The organism is Actinoplanes sp. NPDC051388 (genome assembly GCF_055586225.1).
The window spans coordinates 240441-259752 of sequence record NZ_JBVJIP010000009.1; the positions used below are offsets into that span (position 1 = coordinate 240441).

The following is a 19312-nucleotide window of genomic DNA, read 5'->3' on the forward strand; positions in this document are numbered from 1 at the left end:
CCCCCTGAGCCTGTTTGGAGAAGAGATGGGGTTGATTACCGAACGAACGGACGGTAGATATTTAGGTAGCCAACCGCACAGGAGCGCGAATGACAACCCCCACCGAGTTGTACGAAACGCATCGCGAGTTGCTCGACCGGGCGGTCGCCGCGACCCGCTCCCGTGACTACTTCTCCGCCTATCCGGAGTCGCCCAGCAAGTCGGTCTACGGCGAGGACGCGGCGCCGGCCGGCGAGCGGGCGTTCCGGGCGCTGCTCGACAACGACTTCCCGATCGACGTGCCGGGCGCCTCCGGCAGCGTCGCGACCGAGCGCTCGCCGTACGGTTTCGATCTCGGCATCCGTTATCCGACCTCGGACCCGGCCGCGCTGATCGCCGCGGCCCGCGCAGCCACCCCGGCCTGGCGGGCCGTCGGCCCGCACGGCCGCGCGGGTGTCGCCGCCGAGATCCTGCGCCGGATCAACGCCCGCTCGTTCGAGTTCGCCCAGGCCGTGCAGCACACCACCGGCCAGGCGTTCGTGATGGCGTTCCAGGCGGGCGGCCCGCACGCGCAGGACCGCGGGCTCGAGGCGGTGGCCGCCGCGCTCGACGCCACCACGCGCGTCCCGGCGGAGTCGTCGTGGAGCAAGCCGCAGCGCGGGGGCGAGCCGTTGCGCATGACGAAGACCGCGACGGTGGCCGGCCGCGGTGTCGCCCTGGTGATCGGCTGCAACACGTTCCCCACCTGGAACTCGTACCCGGGGCTGTTCGCCAGCCTGGTCACCGGCAACCCGGTGATCGTCAAGCCGCACCCGGGCGCGGTGCTGCCGCTGGCGCTGACCGTGCAGATCGCCCGCGAGGTGCTGGCCGAGGCCGGTCAGAGCCCCGACCTGGTCACCCTGGCCGCCGAGCGGGCCGGCGACGGCGTGGCGGCCACCCTGGCCACCCACCCCGACGTGCGGATCATCGACTTCACCGGGTCCAGCGAGTTCGGCAACTGGCTCGAGGCCAACGCGCGGCAGGCCGTCGTCTACACCGAGAAGGCCGGCCTCAACACGGTCGTCGTCGACTCGACGTCCGATTACCGGGCCATGCTGCGCAACCTGTCGTTCTCGCTGTCGCTCTACAGCGGACAGATGTGCACGACGCCGCAGAACTTCCTGGTGCCGGCCGGCGGCATCGAGACCGACGCCGGGCACCGGAGCCCGGAGGAGTTCGCCGCCGACCTGACCGCCGCGATCGACAAGCTGCTCGGCGACCCGCAGCGCGCCGCGGGCACGCTCGGCGCGATCGTCAACGACGGCGTCCTCGCCCGGCTGACCGAGGCCAGTGGCGCGCCCAGCGCGACCCGCCCGACCGCCGAGGTGTCCGACCAGCAGTGGCCCGAGGCGACCATCCGCACCCCGGTGGTGGTGCGGCTCGACGCGGCCGACGAAAAGGTCTACACGCGCGAGTGGTTCGGGCCGGTGTCGTTCGTGATCGCCACCGAGGACACCCCGGCCAGCCTGCGGCTCTTCGTGGAGACGGTGCGGCATCACGGCGCGCTCACCGCGGCGGTCTACTCGACCTCGCCGGAGGTGATCGAGGCGGCCCGCGAGGCGGCGCTGGACGCCGGCGTGCACCTCTCCGAAAACCTGACCGGCGGCGTCTTCGTCAACCAGACCGCGGCGTTCAGCGACCTGCACGGCACCGGCGCCAACCCGGCGGCCACCACCGCGCTGACCGACGACTGGTTCGTCAGCGGCCGGTTCTTCACCCTGCAGTCGAGGCGTCACGATGGCTGAAGCGTTCCTGGTCGGCGGCGTCCGCACGCCGCAGGGCAAATACGGCGGCTCGCTGGCAAAGGTGCGGCCGGACGATCTGGCCGCGCTGGTGGTCGGTGAGGCGGTGCGCCGCGCCGGTGTGCCCGCCGAAGCGATCGACGAGGTCATCCTCGGCGCTGCGAACCAGGCCGGCGAGGACAACCGCAACGTGGCCCGGATGGCGGCGCTGCTGGCCGGCCTGCCCGACTCCACACCCGGCTTCACGGTCAACCGGCTCTGCGCCAGCGGGCTGACCGCGATCATCGCGGCGGCCAACGCGGTGCGGGCCGGCGAGCAGGACGTCGTGGTGGCCGGCGGGGTCGAGTCGATGACCCGCGCGCCCTGGGTGATGGCCAAGCCCGGCACCCCGTGGGCCCGGCCCGGCGAGGTGGTCGACTCCGCGCTCGGCTGGCGGTTCGCCAACCCGGTCTTCACCGCGCAGGAGAAGACCACGATCAGCATGGGCGAGACCGCCGAGGAGGTGGCCGCGCTCGACGGCATCACCCGGGCGGACAGCGACGCGTTCGCGCTGCGCAGCCACGAGCGGGCGATCGCCGCGATCGACGCCGGCCGGTTCGACGCCGAGATCGTGCCGGTCGGTGACGTCACCGCCGACGAGATCCCGCGGCGCGGCTCCACGCTGGAAAAGCTGGGCACGCTCAAGCCGGTGTTCCGGGCCGGGGGAGTGGTCACCGCCGCGTCGTCCTCGCCGCTCTCCGACGGCGCCGCGGCGCTGGTGGTGGCGAGCGCGGCGGCCGTGGAGCGGCACGGCCTGACGCCGCGGGCGCGGGTGGTCACGTCGGCCAGCGCCGGGGTGCCGCCGCACATCATGGGCATCGGCCCGGTCCCGGCGACCGAAAAGGTCCTCGCCCGGGCCGGCTGGACCACCGGCGACCTCGACGCGGTGGAGCTCAACGAGGCCTTCGCGGCGCAGTCCCTCGCGGTCATCCGCCGGCTCAAGCTGGACGACGACCGGGTCAACGCGGACGGCGGGGCGATCGCGCTCGGCCACCCGCTCGGCTGCTCCGGCGCCCGGATCACGGTCACCCTGCTCGGCCGGATGGAGCGCGAGGGCGCCCGCCGCGGCCTGGCCACGCTGTGCGTCGGCGTGGGGCAGGGCGTGGCGATGCTGGTGGAGCGGGTATGAGCGGCGCGCCCAAGGTGGTCGGCGTCATCGGCGGCGGGCGGATGGGCTCGGGCATCGCCCAGGTCTTCGCCGCCGCCGGCGCGCACGTGACCATCGTGGAGCGCGATCAGGCGACCGCCGCGGCCGCCCGTGACCGGGTCGCCATGGGCCTGCACCGGGCGGGGGAGAAGGGCACGCTCTCCGAGCCGCCGGGCACGGTGCTCGACCGGGTCGACCTGGCCCACGACGTGTCCGGGCTGCCCGCCATGGCCGAGCTGGTGGTCGAGGCGGTGCCCGAGGACGCCGAGCTGAAGGCGCGCGTGTTCGCGGCCGCGGAGGACGCGGTCGGCGACACCACGGTGCTCGCGTCGAACACCAGCGCCCTGTCCATCGCGCGGCTGGCCGAGGGCCTGCGGCACCCCGAGCGGGTGGTCGGCCTGCACTTCTTCAACCCGGTGCCGGTCAGTGCCCTGGTCGAGATCGTGCTCGGGCCGCGGACGGCCACGGTGGTGCGCGAAGCCGCCGGGTCGTGGGTGGAGGCCGTGGGCAAAACCGCGATCACGGTGCGCGACTCGCCCGGTTTCGCCACCAGCCGGCTGGGTGTCCTGCTCGGCCTGGAGGCGATCCGGATGCTCGAGGAGGGCGTCGCCGACGCGGCCGACGTCGACCGGGCGATGGAGCTGGGATACCGGCACCCGATGGGCCCGCTGCGCTCCACCGACCTGGTCGGGCTGGACGTGCGGCTGGCCATCGCCGAGCACCTGCACGCCGAGCTGGGCGAGCGGTTCGCGCCGCCGCGCCTGCTGCGGGAAAAGGTCGAGCGTGGCGAGCTGGGCCGCAAGACCGGACAAGGCTTCTACGCATGGCCGGGCGCACAATGAGGGGACTGTCATGACCGAGGCCTTCTTCGAGGAGACCATCGCCAAGGACCAGCGGATCGAGCCGCGGGACTGGATGCCCGAGGGCTACCGCAAGACGATGATCCGGCAGATCGCCCAGCACGCGCACTCCGAGATCATCGGCATGCAGCCCGAGGGCGAGTGGATCACCCGGGCGCCGACCCTGCGGCGCAAGGCGATCCTGCTGGCCAAGGTGCAGGACGAGGCCGGACACGGGCTCTATCTCTATTCCGCCGCCGAGACGCTGGGCGCGGACCGCGGCGACCTGACCCGCCGGCTGATCGAGGGCCGGCAGAAATACTCCTCGATCTTCAACTACCCGACCCTGACCTTCGCCGACGTCGGCGTGATCGGCTGGCTGGTCGACGGCGCCGCGATCTGCAACCAGGTGCCGCTCTGCCGCAGCTCATACGGGCCCTATGGGCGGGCGATGATCCGGATCTGCAAGGAGGAGTCGTTCCATCAGCGGCAGGGCTACGAACTGCTGATGACGATGATGCGCGGCACCGAGGAGCAGCGCGCGATGGTGCAGGACGCGACGAACCGCTGGTGGTGGCCGTCGCTGATGATGTTCGGCCCACCGGACGCGGCGTCGCCCAACACCGCTCAGTCGATGGCCTGGAAGATCAAGCGACACACCAACGACGAGCTGCGGCAGCGCTTCGTGGACATGAGCGTGCCGCAGGCCGCCGCGCTGGGTGTGACGCTGCCGGATCCGGAGCTCCGGTGGAACGAGGAGCGCGGGCACCACGACTTCGGCACACCGGACTGGGACGAGCTCAAGCGCGTCATCTCCGGCGACGGCCCGATGAACCGGCGCCGCATCGCGCACCGCAAGGCGGCCGACGACGAGGGCGCCTGGGTTCGCGAGGCCGCGGTGGCGCACGCGCACAAGACGACGGTGGTGGCGGCATGAGTGGCGAGATCAAGCACGAGTGGCCGCTGTTCGAGGTGTTCGTGCGGGCCAAGCGCGGCCTCAACCACGTGCACGTCGGCTCGCTGCGGGCGGCGGACCCGACGATGGCCCTGCACCACGCGCGTGACCTCTACACACGGCGCAACGAGGGCGTGAGCATCTGGGTGGTGCGCTCCGACGACGTGGTGGCCTCCGCGCCGGACGACAAGGAGGCGTTCTTCGCGCCGAGCGGCGACAAGATGTACCGCCACCCGACGTACTACGCCATCCCCGACTCCGTCCCGCACATCTGATGTCCTTCGACGACGCGTACGGCGCGCTGACCGACCACGCCGACGACGCCCGCTGGGCCTACGGAACGGGGTTCGCCGACCCGCTCACCGGCGTGGACACCGCCCTGCCCGACGGGGTGGACCGGGCCGACCTGGCGGCATATTGCCTGATGCTCGGCGACGACGCGCTGATCATGTCGCACCGGCTGCAGGAGTGGGTCACCCGCGCGCCCGAGCTCGAGGACGAGGTGGCGATCGCCAACATCGGGCTCGACCTGCTCGGCCAGGCCCGGCTGCTGCTCACCCGCGCCGGGCAGGCCGAGGGCGCCGGCCGCGACGAGGACGCGCTGGCCTATCAGCGCGACCCGGCCGACTTCCGCAACGTGCGGCTGACCGAGCGCGCCGACGCCGACTTCGCGCACCTGGTGGCCCGCCTGCTCGCCTTCGCGACCTGGCGGCTCGCGCAGCTCGACCGGCTGACCGCGTCGCCCGACCCGGTGCTGGCCGCGATCGGCGCCAAGGGCGTCAAGGAGGTCACCTACCACCGGGAATATGCGGCCCAGTGGGTGGTCCGCCTCGGCGACGGCACCGACGAGTCGCACCGGCGGATGCAGGTCGCGATCGACGAGCTGTGGCCCCTGCTCGGCGAGCTGTTCACGCCGCACGACGTCGAGCGGCGCCTGGGCATGGACCCGTCCGCGTGGCGCCCCGAGTTCGACGACGTGCTGAGCCAGGTCCTGACGGCGGCGACCCTGCAGACCCCCGCCCAGACCGAGATCCCCACGCGGGCAGACGCAGGCCGCACGGGCCGCGACGGCGAGCACACGCCCGCCCTCACGGAGATTCTCGCCGAGATGCAGGGGCTCGCGCGAGCAACGCCCGGCGGTGTCTGGTGACCCGCCCGGCGGCTGTCGCCGCGAGCACCGGCGCAGTGCCGGCCCGGTCGGCGGCGGCCGTTGCCGCGACCGTCACCGATCCCGAGATGCCGATGCTGACGCTCGCCGACCTCGGCGTGATCCGGGAGGTGCGCGAGAGCGACGAGGGTGTGGTCGTGACGATCACGCCGACGTACTCGGGCTGCCCGGCGATGGATGAGATCCGGGCCGATCTGCGCCACGCCCTCCATGGCGCCGGGTTCGAGCGCGTCGAGGTGCGCACCGTGCTGGCGCCGGCCTGGACCACCGACTGGATCAGCGCGACCGGCCGGGCGAAGCTGGCCGCCGCCGGCATCTCCCCGCCGGGCCCGGCTCCGCTCCGCGCGCCCGGCCCGGTGCCGCTGGTGCTCGGGCCGCCGCGCCGGGCCATCGCCTGCCCGCAGTGCGGCCACCCGGAGAGCGAGCTGATCTCCGCGTTCAGCGCGACCGCCTGCCGCGAGCTGCGCCGCTGCCCGCGGTGCAGCGAGCCGTTCGAGCACGTGAAGGAGATCTGACGTGGTCGTGCGCGAGTTCCATCCGCTGCGGGTCGCCGAGGTCGAGCGGCTCTGCGACGACGCGGTCGCGGTCACCTTCGACGTGCCCGGCGAGCTGACCGAGCGCTTCGCGTTCCGGCCCGGGCAGTCGCTGACGGTGCGCCGACCGGACGACGACGCCGACGAGCGGCGCACCTATTCGATCTGCGCCCCGGCCGGTGACCGGCCCCGGATCGGCGTGCGCGAGGTGCCCGGCGGGCTGGTGTCCCGCTGGCTGGTGCACGACCTGCGGCCCGGCGATCGAGTCGAGGTGGCGCCGCCGAGCGGCACCTTCACCCCCGAGCTCGACCGGCCCGGCCATCACGTGCTGATCGCGGCCGGCTCGGGCATCACCCCGGTGCTGTCCATCGCCGCCTCGCTGCTGCGGCACCCGGAGACCCGGGTCAGCGTGCTCTACGGCAACCGGCGGGCGGACACGGTGATGTTCGCGGAGGAGCTGTCCGACCTGAAGGACCGGCATCCGGCCCGGCTCGAGCTGGTGCATCTGCTGTCCCGCGAGGCACGGGAGACCGAGCTGCTCAGCGGGCGGCTGGACGCGGCGAAGCTGCGTACCCTTCTCCCGCTTTTGATCGATGTCCCGGCGGTCGACGGCTGGTGGTTGTGCGGGCCGTTCAGGATGGTGGTCGACGCGACCGAGGTGCTCGGCGAGCAGGGGGTGCCGGCCGAGCGGATCCATCGTGAGCTGTTCTGGGTGGATGAGGCGCCGCCCGACGTGGTGCGCGAGGAGGCGACGCCGGACGGCCCGGCCAGCGAGGTGACCGTGCTGCTCGACGGGCGGTCCACCACGGTGACCGTGATCGAGGGGCAGACGGTGCTCGAGGGTGCTCAGCGTGCCCGGCCCGATCTGCCGTTCGCGTGCAAGGGCGGCGTGTGCGGAACGTGCCGGGCCCGGCTCGAGGAGGGCGAGGTGCGGATGCGCCGCAACTTCGCGCTGGAGCCGCACGAGATCGCCGCCGGATACGTGCTGACCTGCCAGTCCACGCCACTGACCGAGAAGGTCGTGGTGAGCTTCGACGATTAGTGAAGACGCAGGACGGTACGCATCAACAACGTCACTGGTTCACGATCAGTGCACTTTGTGGGCAACTCCATTGCGGCAGTCCTGGTCACGAGGTTCCTGCGTACTCGGTGCAAGAAGTAGCTACACCGAGGAAAGGAGCTAGAAATGCGAGCACGCAAAGCTCTCATGATCGCCGCGGCCGGCATCGTGGCAGCGGGCGGACTGGCGGTGGCGCCGCTGACCTTTGCCGCGCAGGCGCCCTCCAACGGCTGCGCGGATCTGGAGATCATCGGCGCCCGCGCCTCCACCGAGCGGCCCGGTCTGGGAGTCCTGCTCGGGCCACTGGCCCAGCAGCTCACCCGCGACCTGCCGCAGGCGGTCCGCACCACGGCGGTCGACTACCCGGCCACGCTGGGCAACTACCAGAACAGCGTGCGCCAAGGGGTCACCGACCTGACGGCGAAGATGGAGAAGACCGCCGCGGCGTGCGCGGACACCAGATTCGTGCTGATGGGCTACTCGCAGGGGGCGAATGTGGTCGGCGACGCGCTGGCCGGACGCGGGCGGGCGGCCCCGACCGTGTCCGACGAACTCGGCGCGAAGGTGGCGGCGGTGGTGCTGTTCGGCGATCCGACCTTCACCAACGGGGAGCCGTTTAACGTCGCGCAGGGCAACCGGTCCGGCATCTTCGCCCGCGGCGCGGGTGAGCTGGACGCGTTCGCGGCGCGCACCCAGTCGTTCTGCAACCAGAACGACCGGTTCTGCCAGAGCGGCAACAGCCTGGCGGCGCACCTCAACTACCGGGGTTCGCTGAACGCGGCCGGCGACTTCATCGCCGACCAGGTGGGCTGACCAGCCGGCCAGGTGGGCTGAAAAACGGGGGCGCCCGCCAGCGCCCCTTCAGGCCTTACGGCACAACGCGAAGATCTGGCTCTCCGGCGGACCGGTCGCAGGCGTGTAGTCCACCGTCTCGATCGAGTCGACGATGAAGTGCTCCGACAGCACGTCTTTCCACTGGGCCTGCGGGTATCCGGAGATCCGCACCGGCACGCCGAGGAACTCGACCGGCACACTGTCGCCGTCGAAGTCGACCGTCCCGATCGCGAAGTAGCCGCCCGGCGACAACCAGCCGGACACCTTGCCCAGCACCGCCCCGATGTCCGCGCGGCTCAGCATCAGCAGCGAGAAGAACGACGTCACCGCGTCGAACGGGCCCAGATCGCCGGGCAGCTCGCGGAAGTCGCCGTGCCGGAACTCGGCGGCCGGCACCTGCTCGCGGGCCAGCCGCAGCATCTCCTCGGAGATGTCCACCCCGATCACCCGCTGCTCGGCGGCGGTGAAGATCTGCGCGGTCGGCACCCCGGTGCCGCAGCCGAGGTCGAGAATCAGCGAGTTCGCCGGGATGAGCGAGCTCACCCGCTCGATCAGAGCACTCTGGTGCGGGTTGGCGCTGTGCTCGCCCTGATACAGCTCGGCCGGTCGGTCGAAGATCTCCATCGGGGCGAACCTATCCGATCAAGCCGCGGCCCGCTCGAAACCGCGCAGGTCGCGCGCCTCGGCGGCATAGCGCGCCAGCTGGTGCACCGTGCGCGGGCCGGCCACCCCGTCGGGTTCGAGCCCGACCCGGGCCTGGAACCGGCGGACGGTCGCGTCGAGGGCCGCTTCGGAGGGCCCGATCCGCACGGCCAGGTCGGCGAACAGGGCACGCAACGAGGCCGGGTCGGCGGCCGGCGCCGGCTCGTCGGACCAGCCGATCAACCCGCCCACGGCGGTTCCCACCACGCTCAGGAACTTCGACGATGTCATGCATCAAGGATCGATCCCCTGGCTGTGAACCACATCTGCCGGAGGTCTTCAAAGCCTGTATGCCGGGCTGCGACTTTCGGTCTAGGGGCAACCCCCTGCGGGGCTCAGAATTCGTCGACGCGAGCGTCCTGGTCCGGGCAGACCGTGTCGATCGCCAGCTTGATCAGGTCGTGGGCAGTGGCCTGGTCAGTGGCCTCGGCGTCCGCGGTGCCCAGCGACCGGGTCTCGGCGACCAGCGCCCGCGCCGACTTGCCCGCCGCCAGCGACGCGCACGCCTGCTGGGCGATCGCCGCGATCTCCTCGTCCCGCCGGTCGATCGCCACCTCCGTCACCCGGGCCTGCACGGTCCGCACGAAGCCGGCCACCCCCGATCCGGTCCGGCCCGGCTTCGCGGTCGGCTTGCGGGTGGTGCGGGCCGGCGTCGCCGCGGTCGCCGTGCTGGTCACCCGCGCGGAGGGCGCGTCCGGCTCGGCGGTGGGCTCGTCACCGACCCCGACCGGTACGGACGCCGGCACCTCAGTGGGCTTCGTCTCATCCCCGCCGCAGCCGCCCAGCGCCAGCACCACCGCCGCCAGGGCCACGATCCCCAGCTCGATACGCATGAACCGCCCCGAAATCACAATGCTTCAACGTCGCCGGACCGGTCGGCGTGACGGGGTGTTCAGCGGACTCACAGACGACTCACAACGACATGACAAGCCGCCCGGGGAACCTCGACCACATCAGCCCGACGAAGTGAGGCACCCGCGATGACCGACACCATGACCCGGCCGCAAGACACCTACACCTACGGTTCCGCGCCCGAGTTCGGTGCCGCGGGCGGTCCGCCTCCGATCACCCCACCGCCGCCGCGCTCGCATCGCGGCGACCGCCGGTGGCCGCGCCGGTTCGCCGGTGGCGCCTTGCTGCTGGCCCTGATCGGCGGCGGCGGAGTGGCCGGCGGTCTGGTGGCCGAGCAATACCGCGACGGCGCCACGAGCACCGTCGCCGCCACGGCCGCGACCACGGCGAACACGACCGTGACCGAAGGCGACAGTCTGGCCCCGGTGGCCGCGCGGGTCAGCCCGAGCATCGTCACCGTGCTGGTGGACGGCGCCCGCTCGACCTCGCTCGGCTCCGGCGTGGTGCTCGACTCCGACGGGCTGATCCTCACCAACAATCACGTGATCGCCACGAACGGCACGGTCAGCGTGCGCCTCTCCGACGGGCGTACGCTGCCGGCCTCGGTGGTCGCCGCCGACACCACCCACGACCTCGCGCTGGTGCAGATCCGGGACGTGTCCGGCCTGACCCCGGCCACCTTCGCGTCGGACAGCACCGTGGCAGTCGGCGACACCGTGCTGGCCTTCGGCGCCCCGCTCGGCCTGGAGGGCACCGTCACCTCGGGCATCGTCTCGGCGCTGGACCGCGAGGTGAACACCGGCGACGAGCAGCTCACCGGCCTGCTGCAGACCGACGCCCCGATCAACCAGGGCAACAGCGGCGGGGCGCTGGTCGACACCTCCGGCAACGTCATCGGCATCAACGTGGCGATCGCGACGGCGGGCGACGGCTCCACCGGCAGTGTGGGTGTCGGCTTCGCGATCCCGTCCGACACGGTCAGCACGGTCGTCAAGCAGCTCGAATCGCAGGCGCGCTGAACCAGCGCCCGACCGCCTCGGCCAGGGCGTCCTCCGATTCGGCGGACGTCCAGGCCAGGTAGCAGTCCGGCCGCAACAGCATCGAGTCGCCGGGACCGGGATCGCTGATCACCCTGATCCGGTCGCGCCACGGGTCACCGACGCCGTGGCGGTCGATCAGCACCGGCCCGCCGGCCCGGGTCAGCTCGGCGAGGCGGGTGCCGTCCCGCAAAGTGAGGTCGGGCGCCCAGGGCCCGGCGCCCGGATAGCTGAACCCTGATCCGGCGATCAGGTCGGCGACCCGGGTCAGGGCGCTCGGGTCGGAGAGCAACTCGCCGAACAACGTCCGCAGCGCGGTCACCTCCGGCCCGGGCCCGACGAGCGCGGACTGGGCCTGGGTGTGCATGACGACGCGCTCGGCGATCGGGCGGCGCTCCGACTCGTACGTGTCGATCAGGGTGTCCGGGGCCTCGCCCCGCACCGTGGCCGCGAGTTTCCAGCCCAGATTGACCGCGTCCTGCAGTCCGAGGTTGAGGCCGGGACCGCCGATCGCCGAATGCACATGCGCCGCGTCGCCGACCAGCAGCACCCGCCCGGCGCGGTACCGCTCGGCCAGCCGCGTGTTGCCACCGACCGTGCGGCGCAACAGTTCCGGCCCGTCCCCGCGCGGCGCCCCGAGCTCGAACGGCACGCCGAGCACCCGTTCCACCGCCTGCCGCACCTCGCCGAGAGTGATCGGCCCGTCCGGCGCCGGCTCCCGGTCGTTCACGCTGACCAGCTGGCGCCCGTTCGGCATGGTCGCGAAGGTGAGCAGCCCACGCTCGTTGCGGTGATGCAGGAACGGCGGGATCACCCCGTAGCCCGGCACGCTCAGCCCGCCGGTGGCCGGATCCCGCAGCCGGTCGGGCACGGTGACGTGGGCCGTCCGTGACACGGTGTGATCGGTGGTCACGCCCGGGAAGCCGATGCCGGCCAGCTTGCGCACCACGCTGTGCCCGCCGTCCGCGCCGACCAGCCACCGCGTCTCCAAAGTCTCCCCGGTCGTCGTCTCCACCAGGACCCGATCGCCGCGCTCGCTGAATCCACTGACCTCGCAGCCTTTCCGCACCTCGACTCCGAGCTCCGCCGCCCTTTCCGCAAGCATTTCCTCAATGCGTTGCTGGGGCACGAGAAGGGTGTATACCGGATTGTCGGCCAGCTCATCGAGCGGAAGCGGAAACGCCGCGAACATGAACCGCGGCGCCGGTGCCGGAGGCTTTTCCGATCCGGCGAGCCGCGCATAGAGCCCACGCCGATCCAGCATCCGCACGACCTGCCCGACGATCCCGTTGGCGCGCTGTTCGGTGGTGGGCCCGGTCCGTTTCTCCAGCACAACGGCCCTGACCCCGTGCAGCGCAAGCTCACAGGCCAGCATGAGCCCGTTGGGCCCACCCCCAGAAATCAAAACCTCAACCATGACAAAACCCCTCCCTTGGGTACGCGAAAAAGAACGCCGAGTGGCGCAGGTGCATGTGTTGTATTCGAGCGCGAACAGGAATCGCCGCGGTGGGCTGATGCAAATGCGGTCGGCGGGCGCGATGGCTCGACCAGCGGTCCTGATCGATAGACCTTTGTGGACGAGGCCCATCCGGGAGGCGCGATGGCCGTGGATGTGGCCCCACGTCGGGGCGGACAGCCTGGTGTCGAGATGGAGCAGATCCGGGCGGGGTGGCCAGATGTCGGCCGCCGGGCCGGGCCGGGTGTCAGGACAGGGGCGGTGCTGCGGCCAGGTTGGTCGGGGCTCGGGTGATGGGGCGCTGTTGTCGGTCGGTGGGCCGGGTTGGGTGTCAGGGTGGGGGCAGTCCCGCGGCCAGGGTGGTCAGGGCCTCGGTCAGCAGGGCGTTGATGTCGGCCGGCGGGTTGCTGGCCAACCACTGGGCGATCGACACGTTGACCGCGGCCAGGACCGCCGACGCGACCAGTTTGGGATAGAGGTCCCGCACCGGGTCGGTGCCGGTGCGGGCGGCCACCGCCGCGGTCAGGGCCGCCTCGGCCTTGGCCGCCGCCCGCATGAACTCCGCCTGATGCGCCGGGTGCTCCACCATCACCCGGACCCCGGCGATCCACTTCTCGCGATCGACCACCGGGTCGGCCGACACCTCCGGACCTGGTTCCATCTGCACCGTTGCGGCGGCCAGCAACGAGTCCCACAACGGCTCACCGGCGGGCCGTTCGCCCAGGGCGGTGGCCACCGCCACCAGCCGATCGGAGTGCCGCGCCGCGATGGCCTCACCCTTGCTGGCGAAATAGTTGTTGAACGTCCGCGGTGAAACCCCGGCGGCTGCCGCAATGTCCTCCACCAGCACCTTGTCGTAGCCCCGCTCGACGACCAACCTCGTCGCGGCCCACGTGAGCGCGGCCCGGGTGGCCTGCTTCTTCTCTTCCCGGAGCCCCATGCCACCAAGGTAGCAAAAGCTGCGTGCCCCGCAAAGATGCGTGCCCCGCAACTTCCTCGGGCTCTCCTCAGAATCGGCGAGGCCAACCTGGCGCGGCGCGGCGGACCAGAAGAGGCGAACGGCGAGGAGAGGCGACCGGCGGGGACAGGGCAGGCGGCGGGCAGGAGAGGCGGCGGGCGGGGAGAGGCAGGGAAAGGACGAGCAAAACTGGCCGGGCGATTCCGGCCGCGCACGCAGTCCTGCGGATCGCAGGGCCGGCCGAGGCCCGCCGAACAAACTCAGCGGAACCTCGGCCCGGCCCGGCTCAACCGGCCAGGTGGCCCCAGCGGTCCTCGAGCTCGCGCCACGTGCCGGTCGCCTCGACCCGGCCGCCGATCAAGACCACGACCTTGTCGGCTTGGACCAGGGCGGCCCGCTTCGAGGTCGAGCCGACCACCGTGACCCCGTGGTCGCGCAGCGCCCGCCACAACTCCAGCTCGGTCGTGACGTCCAGGGCGGACGACACGTCGTCGGCGATCAGCAGCTCGGTGCGCGGCGCCAGGGCCCGGGCCAGTGCCAGGCGCTGGAGCTGGCCGCCGGAGAGGCGGGTGCCCTTGTGGCCGATCAGCAGTTGCAGGCCGCCGCCGGCGGCGGCCAGGTCGTGTTCCAGCTGGGCGGTCGAGACCGCGTCCTCCGCGTCCACCTCGTGGCCCAGCTGGATGTTGTCCGCCACCGTGCCGGAGAGCACCCGCGGCAGCTGCGCCACATATCCCACCTGGTTGGGCCGCAGGAACAGCTCCGGCTCGTCGACCGGGCGGCCGTTCCAGGTGAGCCGGCCGGTGTGGTGCACGATCCCGGCCAGCGCGCGCAGCAGTGAGCTCTTGCCGGCGCCGACCGGGCCGACCACCAGCACCAGCTGGCCGCGGTCCACGGTCAGGTCGACCCCTTCGGCGCCGACCGTGCCGTTCTCGTGCACCGCGGAGAAGCCGGAGAGCTCCAGGCGCTCCAGCGGCTGCCGCGGTGCGGCCGGCGGTGCGGGCGCGGTGCCCTCCGCGATGTCCACACCGGACACCGCCGACGAGTAGTCCGCCACGCCGGTCATCGCCACCGTGCGCCGGGTCCACACCCGGGCCGACGGGAAGTGCGAGACCAGCGAGGCCGCCACCCAGGCGAACCACCGGGCCGAGCCGAGCACCGACACCGCGATCAGCGTCGCCGCCGCGGTCAGGCCGCCGTTCAGATAGAGCGCCCAGGCCGCGATCGGCACCAGGCCGCTGAGCGCGGACGGGGTCGACCGCGCCCAGACCTGGATGGCGATCTCGCGGCGCTGCTTCTCGCTGCGGTCGGCGTCGAGCCGGGCCAGGTGGTCGAGCACCGGCTCGGTGGCGCCGGCCAGCTTGACCGTGCGGGCCGCGGACAGCGACGACACCAGCGCGGTCGCGAACGCCGCCCGCGCCGCCACCGTGCGACGCGCGGCCCGCTCGAGGCGGGGACCGAACAGCGTGGCGGCCATGCCGGACACCACCATCGTGCCGAGGAAGAACAGCGCCGGCACATATGACCCGGCGGCCAGCGTCATCACCACGATCACGATGACGCTCATGCTCAGGTCGATGATGTTGTCGGCCAGCATGACCACGCGCTCGGTGTCACCGCCGTGCGCGACCACCTCGGCGGGCGTGTATTTGCTGACCCGGCGCGGCCCGATCTGGCCCTGGACCAGGCGCATGCTGATCCGCAGCATCTGCCGGACCCACCACTCCGGGAACCAGGCGCCGGTGTAATAGAGCGTCGGGATCGCGAAGATCAGGCCGGCCGCGATGCCGATGGCCGGCCAGAGCGGGTCGCCCACGCCGTCCACCACGTGCGCCCAGAGCAGCGGCAGGATCGCGCCGTCCAGGCCGAGCAGCACCAGCACGCCGAAGAACGCGACGGCGCCCAGGCCGTAACGGGGGTCGTTGACGGCCAGCCGGAAGATCTCGCGCATCGTGCGGGCCCGCGGGGCCGGCGGCAGCGGTGGCGGGTCCGCCTTGGGCAGGTTGTTCACCAGCGACTCGGTCGCCAGGTCATCGGGCGGAGCCGGGTCGTCCCAGCCGCCGTCACGCTCGGCCAGCAGCACTCCACCGCTGGTCGCGCCGGTCGAGCCGGCCGGGACCGCGGCGTTGCTGGTCGCCAGCAGCTCGGCGAAGCGTCGCGAGCCGCGCAGCGGGCCGGCCTCGACCACCTGGCCGTCGGCCAGCACGATCACCTCGTCGCAGCGCTCGACCGAGGAGAGCCGGTGCGCCACGATCACGCCGATGCGGCCCTCGAGCAGCCGGTCGGTGGCCCGCTGCACCCATGCCTCGGTGACCGGGTCCATCCGCGCGGTGGCCTCGTCGAGGATCACCACGTGCGGATTGCGGACCAGGATGCGGGCGAATGCGACCAGCTGCTCCTGCCCGGCGGACAGCTTGTAGCCACCGTCGCCGAGGCGGGTCTCGATGCCGTCCGGCAGGCTCTCCGCCCACGCGGTCAGGCCCAGCTCGGCGAGCGCCGCGGCGGCCCGGTGCAGCAGCTCGGGGTCGAACAAGGCGATGTTCTCCGCCAGCGTGCCGGCCAGGATCTCGGTGCGCTGCGGCACGATCGCGGTGAACCGGCGCAGCCCCTCGACGTCCAGGTCGTTGATGTCGGTGCCGGCCAGGAACACCGTGCCGTGCGGCACGTCCACCGCCCGGGTGAGCACCTTGGCCAGCGTCGACTTGCCCGACCCGGTGCGCCCGATCAGAGCGTAGGACCGGCCGCGGGCGAAGGTCAGCGACACGTCGTGCAGGGCCGGCGGCCGGCCGGAGTCGGACTCGCCGTAACGGAACGTCAGCCCGCGGATCTCGAGGTCGCCGTCGGCCGGGTCGGCGCCGCCGACCGGCTCCTGCTTGACCTCGCGCAGCAACTGCACCCGGCTCCAGGCGCCGAGCGCATTTTGCAGCTCGGGCACCATGCGGGTGACGTGCTCGAGGGTGCCGCCGAAGCCGAGCGCCAGCAGCCAGATCGAGGTCAGCCGGGCGCTGTCCACCGCGCCCGCGACCAGCGCGAACGCGCCGCCGACGACCAGCACCGCGATCAGCGTGCGGGTGATCGCGCCCGCGCCGAGGGTGATCCGGGCGGACATCCGCCAGACCTTGCGGCCCCGGACCAGCACCTCGCGGGCCCGTTGGGCATAGAGCTTGCGCACGTAGGGCGCGGCCAGGCTGGTGCGCACGTCGTCTTGACCGTGCACCGACTCCTCCATCACCGCGGCCAGGTCGGACCAGGCCTCCTCCTCGCTGATCCGGGCGGGGGAGATGCGGGCGACCGGTTTGCTCATGGTCACATAGAGCAGAATCGAGACGAGCACCATGCCGATGCCGGCCGGCCACCAGACGATGAAGGCGACGACCACCGAGAGGGTGGCCACCGCCAGGGAGTTCGCGAGCCGGACGCCGCTGCTGCGCATCTCGGAGCCGACCTGATAGACGTCGCTGTCGATGCGGTCCAGCAGCTCGCCGACCGGGGTGTTCTCCAGGGTCGGCAGGTCCTGCCCGAAGGCGCGGCGGTTGAGCCCGCGGCGGGCCCGGGCGGCCCAGTCGGCGGTCAGGCCGGCGACCACCAGGCCGACCACGATGTCGCCGAGCACGGAGACCACGAGGGCGACCGCGAGCAGCACGAACATCGGCACCGAGCGGTCGATGAGGACCGCGCCGGCCAGCGCCAGGGCACCGGCCTGCCCGGCCGCGCCGAGCACGATCAGGAAGGCCACGAGGAACGTCCGGCGCGACGACGTGTCCCACAGGTCACGGAGCAGGCGCATAGAAGTTCCTCACTTCGGATGGACGGGCGGTACCCCCATCCTCCGGCGCGCCGGAGAGCGCTTCAACGCAATTACGTCGCCGCCGGGTGTCACGCGTGTCACCATCACGCGAATGATCGATCTCCCGGCCACCGTGGTGGCCAAGGCCCGCCTGGCCGGCGCCGGCGATTGGCTCGCCGGGCTGCCGTCTCTGGTCGTGGACCTGGAGCGGCGCTGGGGGCTGACGCTGGGCCGCACGTTCCAGGACGGCACCGAGGCGTTCGTGGCGGAGGCCACGCGCTCGGACGGCACCCCAGCGGTGCTGAAGATGCTGGTGCCACGGCTCGGCAACCACGCCCGGCACGAGATCACCGTGCTGCGGCTGGCCGGCGGCGACGGTTGCGCCACGCTGCTGGAGGCCGACGAGGACCTCGGCGCGATGCTGCTGGAACGCCTGGGCCCGTCGCTCTTCGAACTGAACCGCCCGCTGCCGGAACGTCTGGAGATCCTCACCGACGCGGCCCGCCGGGTCTGGCGGCCGGTCGACGCGGACCTGCCGACCGGCGCCGGGAAGGCACGCTGGCTGGCCGGCTACATCCGGCGCCGGTGGGCGGAGCTGGACCGGCCCTGCGCCGAGCGCACCGTCGAGCACGCTCTTTCCGCACTGCAAAACCGCATTCTCGGGTACGCCCGGGAGCGCGCCGTCCTGGTCCACGGCGACGTGCACCAGTGGAACGCGTTGCGGTCGGCGGACGGCTTCAAACTGGTCGACCCGGACGGCCTGATCGCCGAGCCGGAGTACGACCTGGGCGTGCTGATGCGCGAGGATCCGGTCGAGCTGATGGCCGGCGACCCCTGGGACCGCGCCCACTGGCTCGCCGCGCGCACCGGCACGAACGTCACCGCGATCTGGGAGTGGGGCGTCGCCGAGCGCGTGTCCACCGGCCTGGTCCTGGCCGGCGTCGGCCTCGAGCCGTTGGCGTCCGAGATGCTCGGCGCCGCGGACGAAATCAGCCGCCGGTTCGCAGCGTGAGCAGGGTGATCTCGCTCGGCGCGAAGACCCGGAACGGCGGCCCCCAGAACCCGGTGCCCCGGCTGGTGTAGAGCTGCGTCCGCGCGCCGTGCCGGCTCAGCCCCTGCAGCACCGGCTGGTCGATCCGCACCAGGTAGTGGAACGGCCAGATCTGCCCGCCGTGGGTGTGCCCGGAGAGCTGCAGGTCGATGCCGTGCGCCACCGCGCCGGTGATCTGGTGCGGCTGGTGCGCGAGCAGCAGGACGGGCAGCGACTCGTCCGCGCCGGCCAGCGCCGCGGCGTGGTCCATGTGGTGCCCGGGCACTCCTGAGCCGGCCGCCGTGCGGTCGTCCACCCCGGCCACCACCAGCCGGTCGCCGCCGCGCTCGACCACCACGTGCCGGTTGTGCAGCGCCTCCCAGCCGAGCGACGCCATGTGCTCGATCCAGCCCTGCGCGCCGGAGAAGTATTCGTGGTTGCCGGTCACGTAGACCCGGGCCAGGGCGGCGCGCACGTCGCCGAGCGGCGCGGCCTGCTCGAGGCGCTGGGCCACCTCACCGTCGGCGATGTCGCCGGTGTGCGCGACCACGTCCGGCTCGAGGCTGTTGACCACGTCGATCACGCCACGGGACCACTTCGCGCGGTTGATCGGACCGTAGTGCGTGTCGGTGAGCAGCACCACGCGCAGCCCGTCGAGGCCGGCGCCGAGGCGGGGCAGCACCACGTCGACCCGCCGGACCCGGGAGACGCGCATCGCTTCCGCGTACCCCCAGATCAGCAGGACGAGCGCGATCAGCGCGACCACCGCGGTGACGACGCGGGAGCGAACCGGATCGGCGACCCCGGCGATCTGCAGCACGAGCCGGAGCACGTTGCCGAGCAGGGACCAGACGAAGAGCACCCAGACGACGCCGAGCATGGTGTCCGCGACGATCGCCATCGAGTCGCGGTGCCGGCGGCCGTGGCCGGCGAACATCAGCACCGGGAACGTCAGCACCGCCAGCACCACGAGCACCGTGCCGGCCACGAACACCGGACGTGGCCAGTCGTTGCCCGCCCAGACGAGCGTCCACCAGGGCGTGCCGAAGAGCAGAGCCAGGATCGTCGTGATGGTCAGGCCGAACAGCACCGCACGCGGCGAGCGCCGGCGTGGCTCGGTCTCGACCGCTTCTCCAACTGACACGCCAGCAAGCATGC

General features: G+C 72.3%; 18 protein-coding genes. 11 read left to right on the top strand and 7 right to left on the bottom strand.

The window, feature by feature from the left end:
* The first annotated feature begins 89 nt into the window (after nt 1-89).
* The 9 genes from paaN (at nt 90) to ACZ6TI_RS23945 (ending at nt 8314) form a co-directional block, all read left to right on the top strand.
* Nucleotides 90-1763, top strand: a complete 1674-nt coding sequence (gene paaN / locus ACZ6TI_RS23905; RefSeq protein WP_465347340.1) for a phenylacetic acid degradation protein PaaN — start codon at nt 90-92, stop codon at nt 1761-1763.
* On the top strand, nt 1756-2928 hold the full coding sequence (locus ACZ6TI_RS23910) for a thiolase family protein (RefSeq protein ID WP_465347341.1): 1173 nt from the start codon (nt 1756-1758) through the stop codon (nt 2926-2928). The genes paaN and ACZ6TI_RS23910 overlap by 8 nt, the downstream gene beginning before the upstream one ends.
* On the top strand, nt 2925-3788 hold the full coding sequence (locus ACZ6TI_RS23915; protein ID WP_465347342.1) for a 3-hydroxyacyl-CoA dehydrogenase family protein: 864 nt from the start codon (nt 2925-2927) through the stop codon (nt 3786-3788). Before ACZ6TI_RS23910 ends, ACZ6TI_RS23915 begins: the two co-directional genes overlap by 4 nt.
* 10 nt (nt 3789-3798) lie before the next feature.
* The gene (gene paaA / locus ACZ6TI_RS23920) at nt 3799-4722 is read left to right on the top strand and encodes a 1,2-phenylacetyl-CoA epoxidase subunit PaaA (protein WP_465347343.1); all 924 of its coding nucleotides are present in this window, start codon (nt 3799-3801) and stop codon (nt 4720-4722) included.
* Nucleotides 4719-5015 (top strand): 1,2-phenylacetyl-CoA epoxidase subunit PaaB, encoded by a 297-nt coding sequence (paaB, locus tag ACZ6TI_RS23925; protein ID WP_465347344.1) that lies wholly within the window; start codon nt 4719-4721, stop codon nt 5013-5015. Before paaA ends, paaB begins: the two co-directional genes overlap by 4 nt.
* Nucleotides 5015-5890: a 1,2-phenylacetyl-CoA epoxidase subunit PaaC gene (gene paaC, locus ACZ6TI_RS23930; RefSeq protein WP_465347345.1), complete on the top strand. Its 876-nt coding sequence runs from the start codon at nt 5015-5017 to the stop codon at nt 5888-5890. The genes paaB and paaC overlap by 1 nt, the downstream gene beginning before the upstream one ends.
* A gap of 35 nt (nt 5891-5925) precedes the next feature.
* The gene (gene paaD, locus ACZ6TI_RS23935; RefSeq protein WP_465347460.1) at nt 5926-6423 is read left to right on the top strand and encodes a 1,2-phenylacetyl-CoA epoxidase subunit PaaD; all 498 of its coding nucleotides are present in this window, start codon (nt 5926-5928) and stop codon (nt 6421-6423) included.
* Between the two features lies 1 nt (nt 6424).
* On the top strand, nt 6425-7483 hold the full coding sequence (gene paaE, locus ACZ6TI_RS23940) for a 1,2-phenylacetyl-CoA epoxidase subunit PaaE (protein WP_465347346.1): 1059 nt from the start codon (nt 6425-6427) through the stop codon (nt 7481-7483).
* Nucleotides 7484-7627: 144 nt separating this feature from the next.
* On the top strand, nt 7628-8314 hold the full coding sequence (locus tag ACZ6TI_RS23945; RefSeq protein WP_465347347.1) for a cutinase family protein: 687 nt from the start codon (nt 7628-7630) through the stop codon (nt 8312-8314).
* A gap of 48 nt (nt 8315-8362) precedes the next feature.
* Here ACZ6TI_RS23945 and ACZ6TI_RS23950 read toward each other — a convergent pair whose 3' ends face one another.
* From ACZ6TI_RS23950 to ACZ6TI_RS23960, 3 genes are all read right to left on the bottom strand, one after another.
* Nucleotides 8363-8959, bottom strand: a complete 597-nt coding sequence (locus ACZ6TI_RS23950; protein ID WP_465347348.1) for a class I SAM-dependent methyltransferase — start codon at nt 8957-8959, stop codon at nt 8363-8365.
* 18 nt (nt 8960-8977) lie between these two features.
* Entirely contained in the window at nt 8978-9268 is a 291-nt protein-coding gene (locus tag ACZ6TI_RS23955; protein WP_465347349.1) for a peptidoglycan-binding protein, read from the bottom strand.
* Nucleotides 9269-9372: 104 nt separating this feature from the next.
* A complete protein-coding gene (locus tag ACZ6TI_RS23960; RefSeq protein ID WP_465347350.1) occupies nt 9373-9870 on the bottom strand; it encodes a DUF732 domain-containing protein in 498 nt (165 codons plus the stop codon).
* Between the two features lie 147 nt (nt 9871-10017).
* Between ACZ6TI_RS23960 and ACZ6TI_RS23965 the strand changes: the two genes are divergently transcribed.
* The gene (locus tag ACZ6TI_RS23965; RefSeq protein WP_465347351.1) at nt 10018-10908 is read left to right on the top strand and encodes a S1C family serine protease; all 891 of its coding nucleotides are present in this window, start codon (nt 10018-10020) and stop codon (nt 10906-10908) included.
* Here the strand turns inward: ACZ6TI_RS23965 and ACZ6TI_RS23970 are convergent.
* The 3 genes from ACZ6TI_RS23970 to ACZ6TI_RS23980 all read right to left on the bottom strand — a co-directional run bounded on the left by ACZ6TI_RS23970 (nt 10880) and on the right by ACZ6TI_RS23980 (nt 17124).
* Complete coding sequence (locus ACZ6TI_RS23970) at nt 10880-12343, bottom strand: FAD-dependent oxidoreductase (RefSeq protein ID WP_465347352.1); 1464 nt, start codon at nt 12341-12343, stop codon at nt 10880-10882. The genes ACZ6TI_RS23965 and ACZ6TI_RS23970 overlap by 29 nt on opposite strands.
* A gap of 370 nt (nt 12344-12713) precedes the next feature.
* Entirely contained in the window at nt 12714-13322 is a 609-nt protein-coding gene (locus ACZ6TI_RS23975; protein WP_465347353.1) for a TetR/AcrR family transcriptional regulator, read from the bottom strand.
* Nucleotides 13323-13626: 304 nt separating this feature from the next.
* Nucleotides 13627-17124, bottom strand: a complete 3498-nt coding sequence (locus tag ACZ6TI_RS23980) for an ATP-binding cassette domain-containing protein (protein ID WP_465347354.1) — start codon at nt 17122-17124, stop codon at nt 13627-13629.
* Between the two features lie 112 nt (nt 17125-17236).
* Between ACZ6TI_RS23980 and ACZ6TI_RS23985 the strand changes: the two genes are divergently transcribed.
* On the top strand, nt 17237-18136 hold the full coding sequence (locus tag ACZ6TI_RS23985; RefSeq protein ID WP_465347355.1) for an aminoglycoside phosphotransferase family protein: 900 nt from the start codon (nt 17237-17239) through the stop codon (nt 18134-18136).
* Here ACZ6TI_RS23985 and ACZ6TI_RS23990 read toward each other — a convergent pair.
* On the bottom strand, nt 18114-19298 hold the full coding sequence (locus ACZ6TI_RS23990; protein WP_465347356.1) for a metallophosphoesterase: 1185 nt from the start codon (nt 19296-19298) through the stop codon (nt 18114-18116). The two genes, ACZ6TI_RS23985 and ACZ6TI_RS23990, sit on opposite strands and share 23 nt — an antisense overlap.
* Nucleotides 19299-19312: the final 14 nt, after the last annotated feature.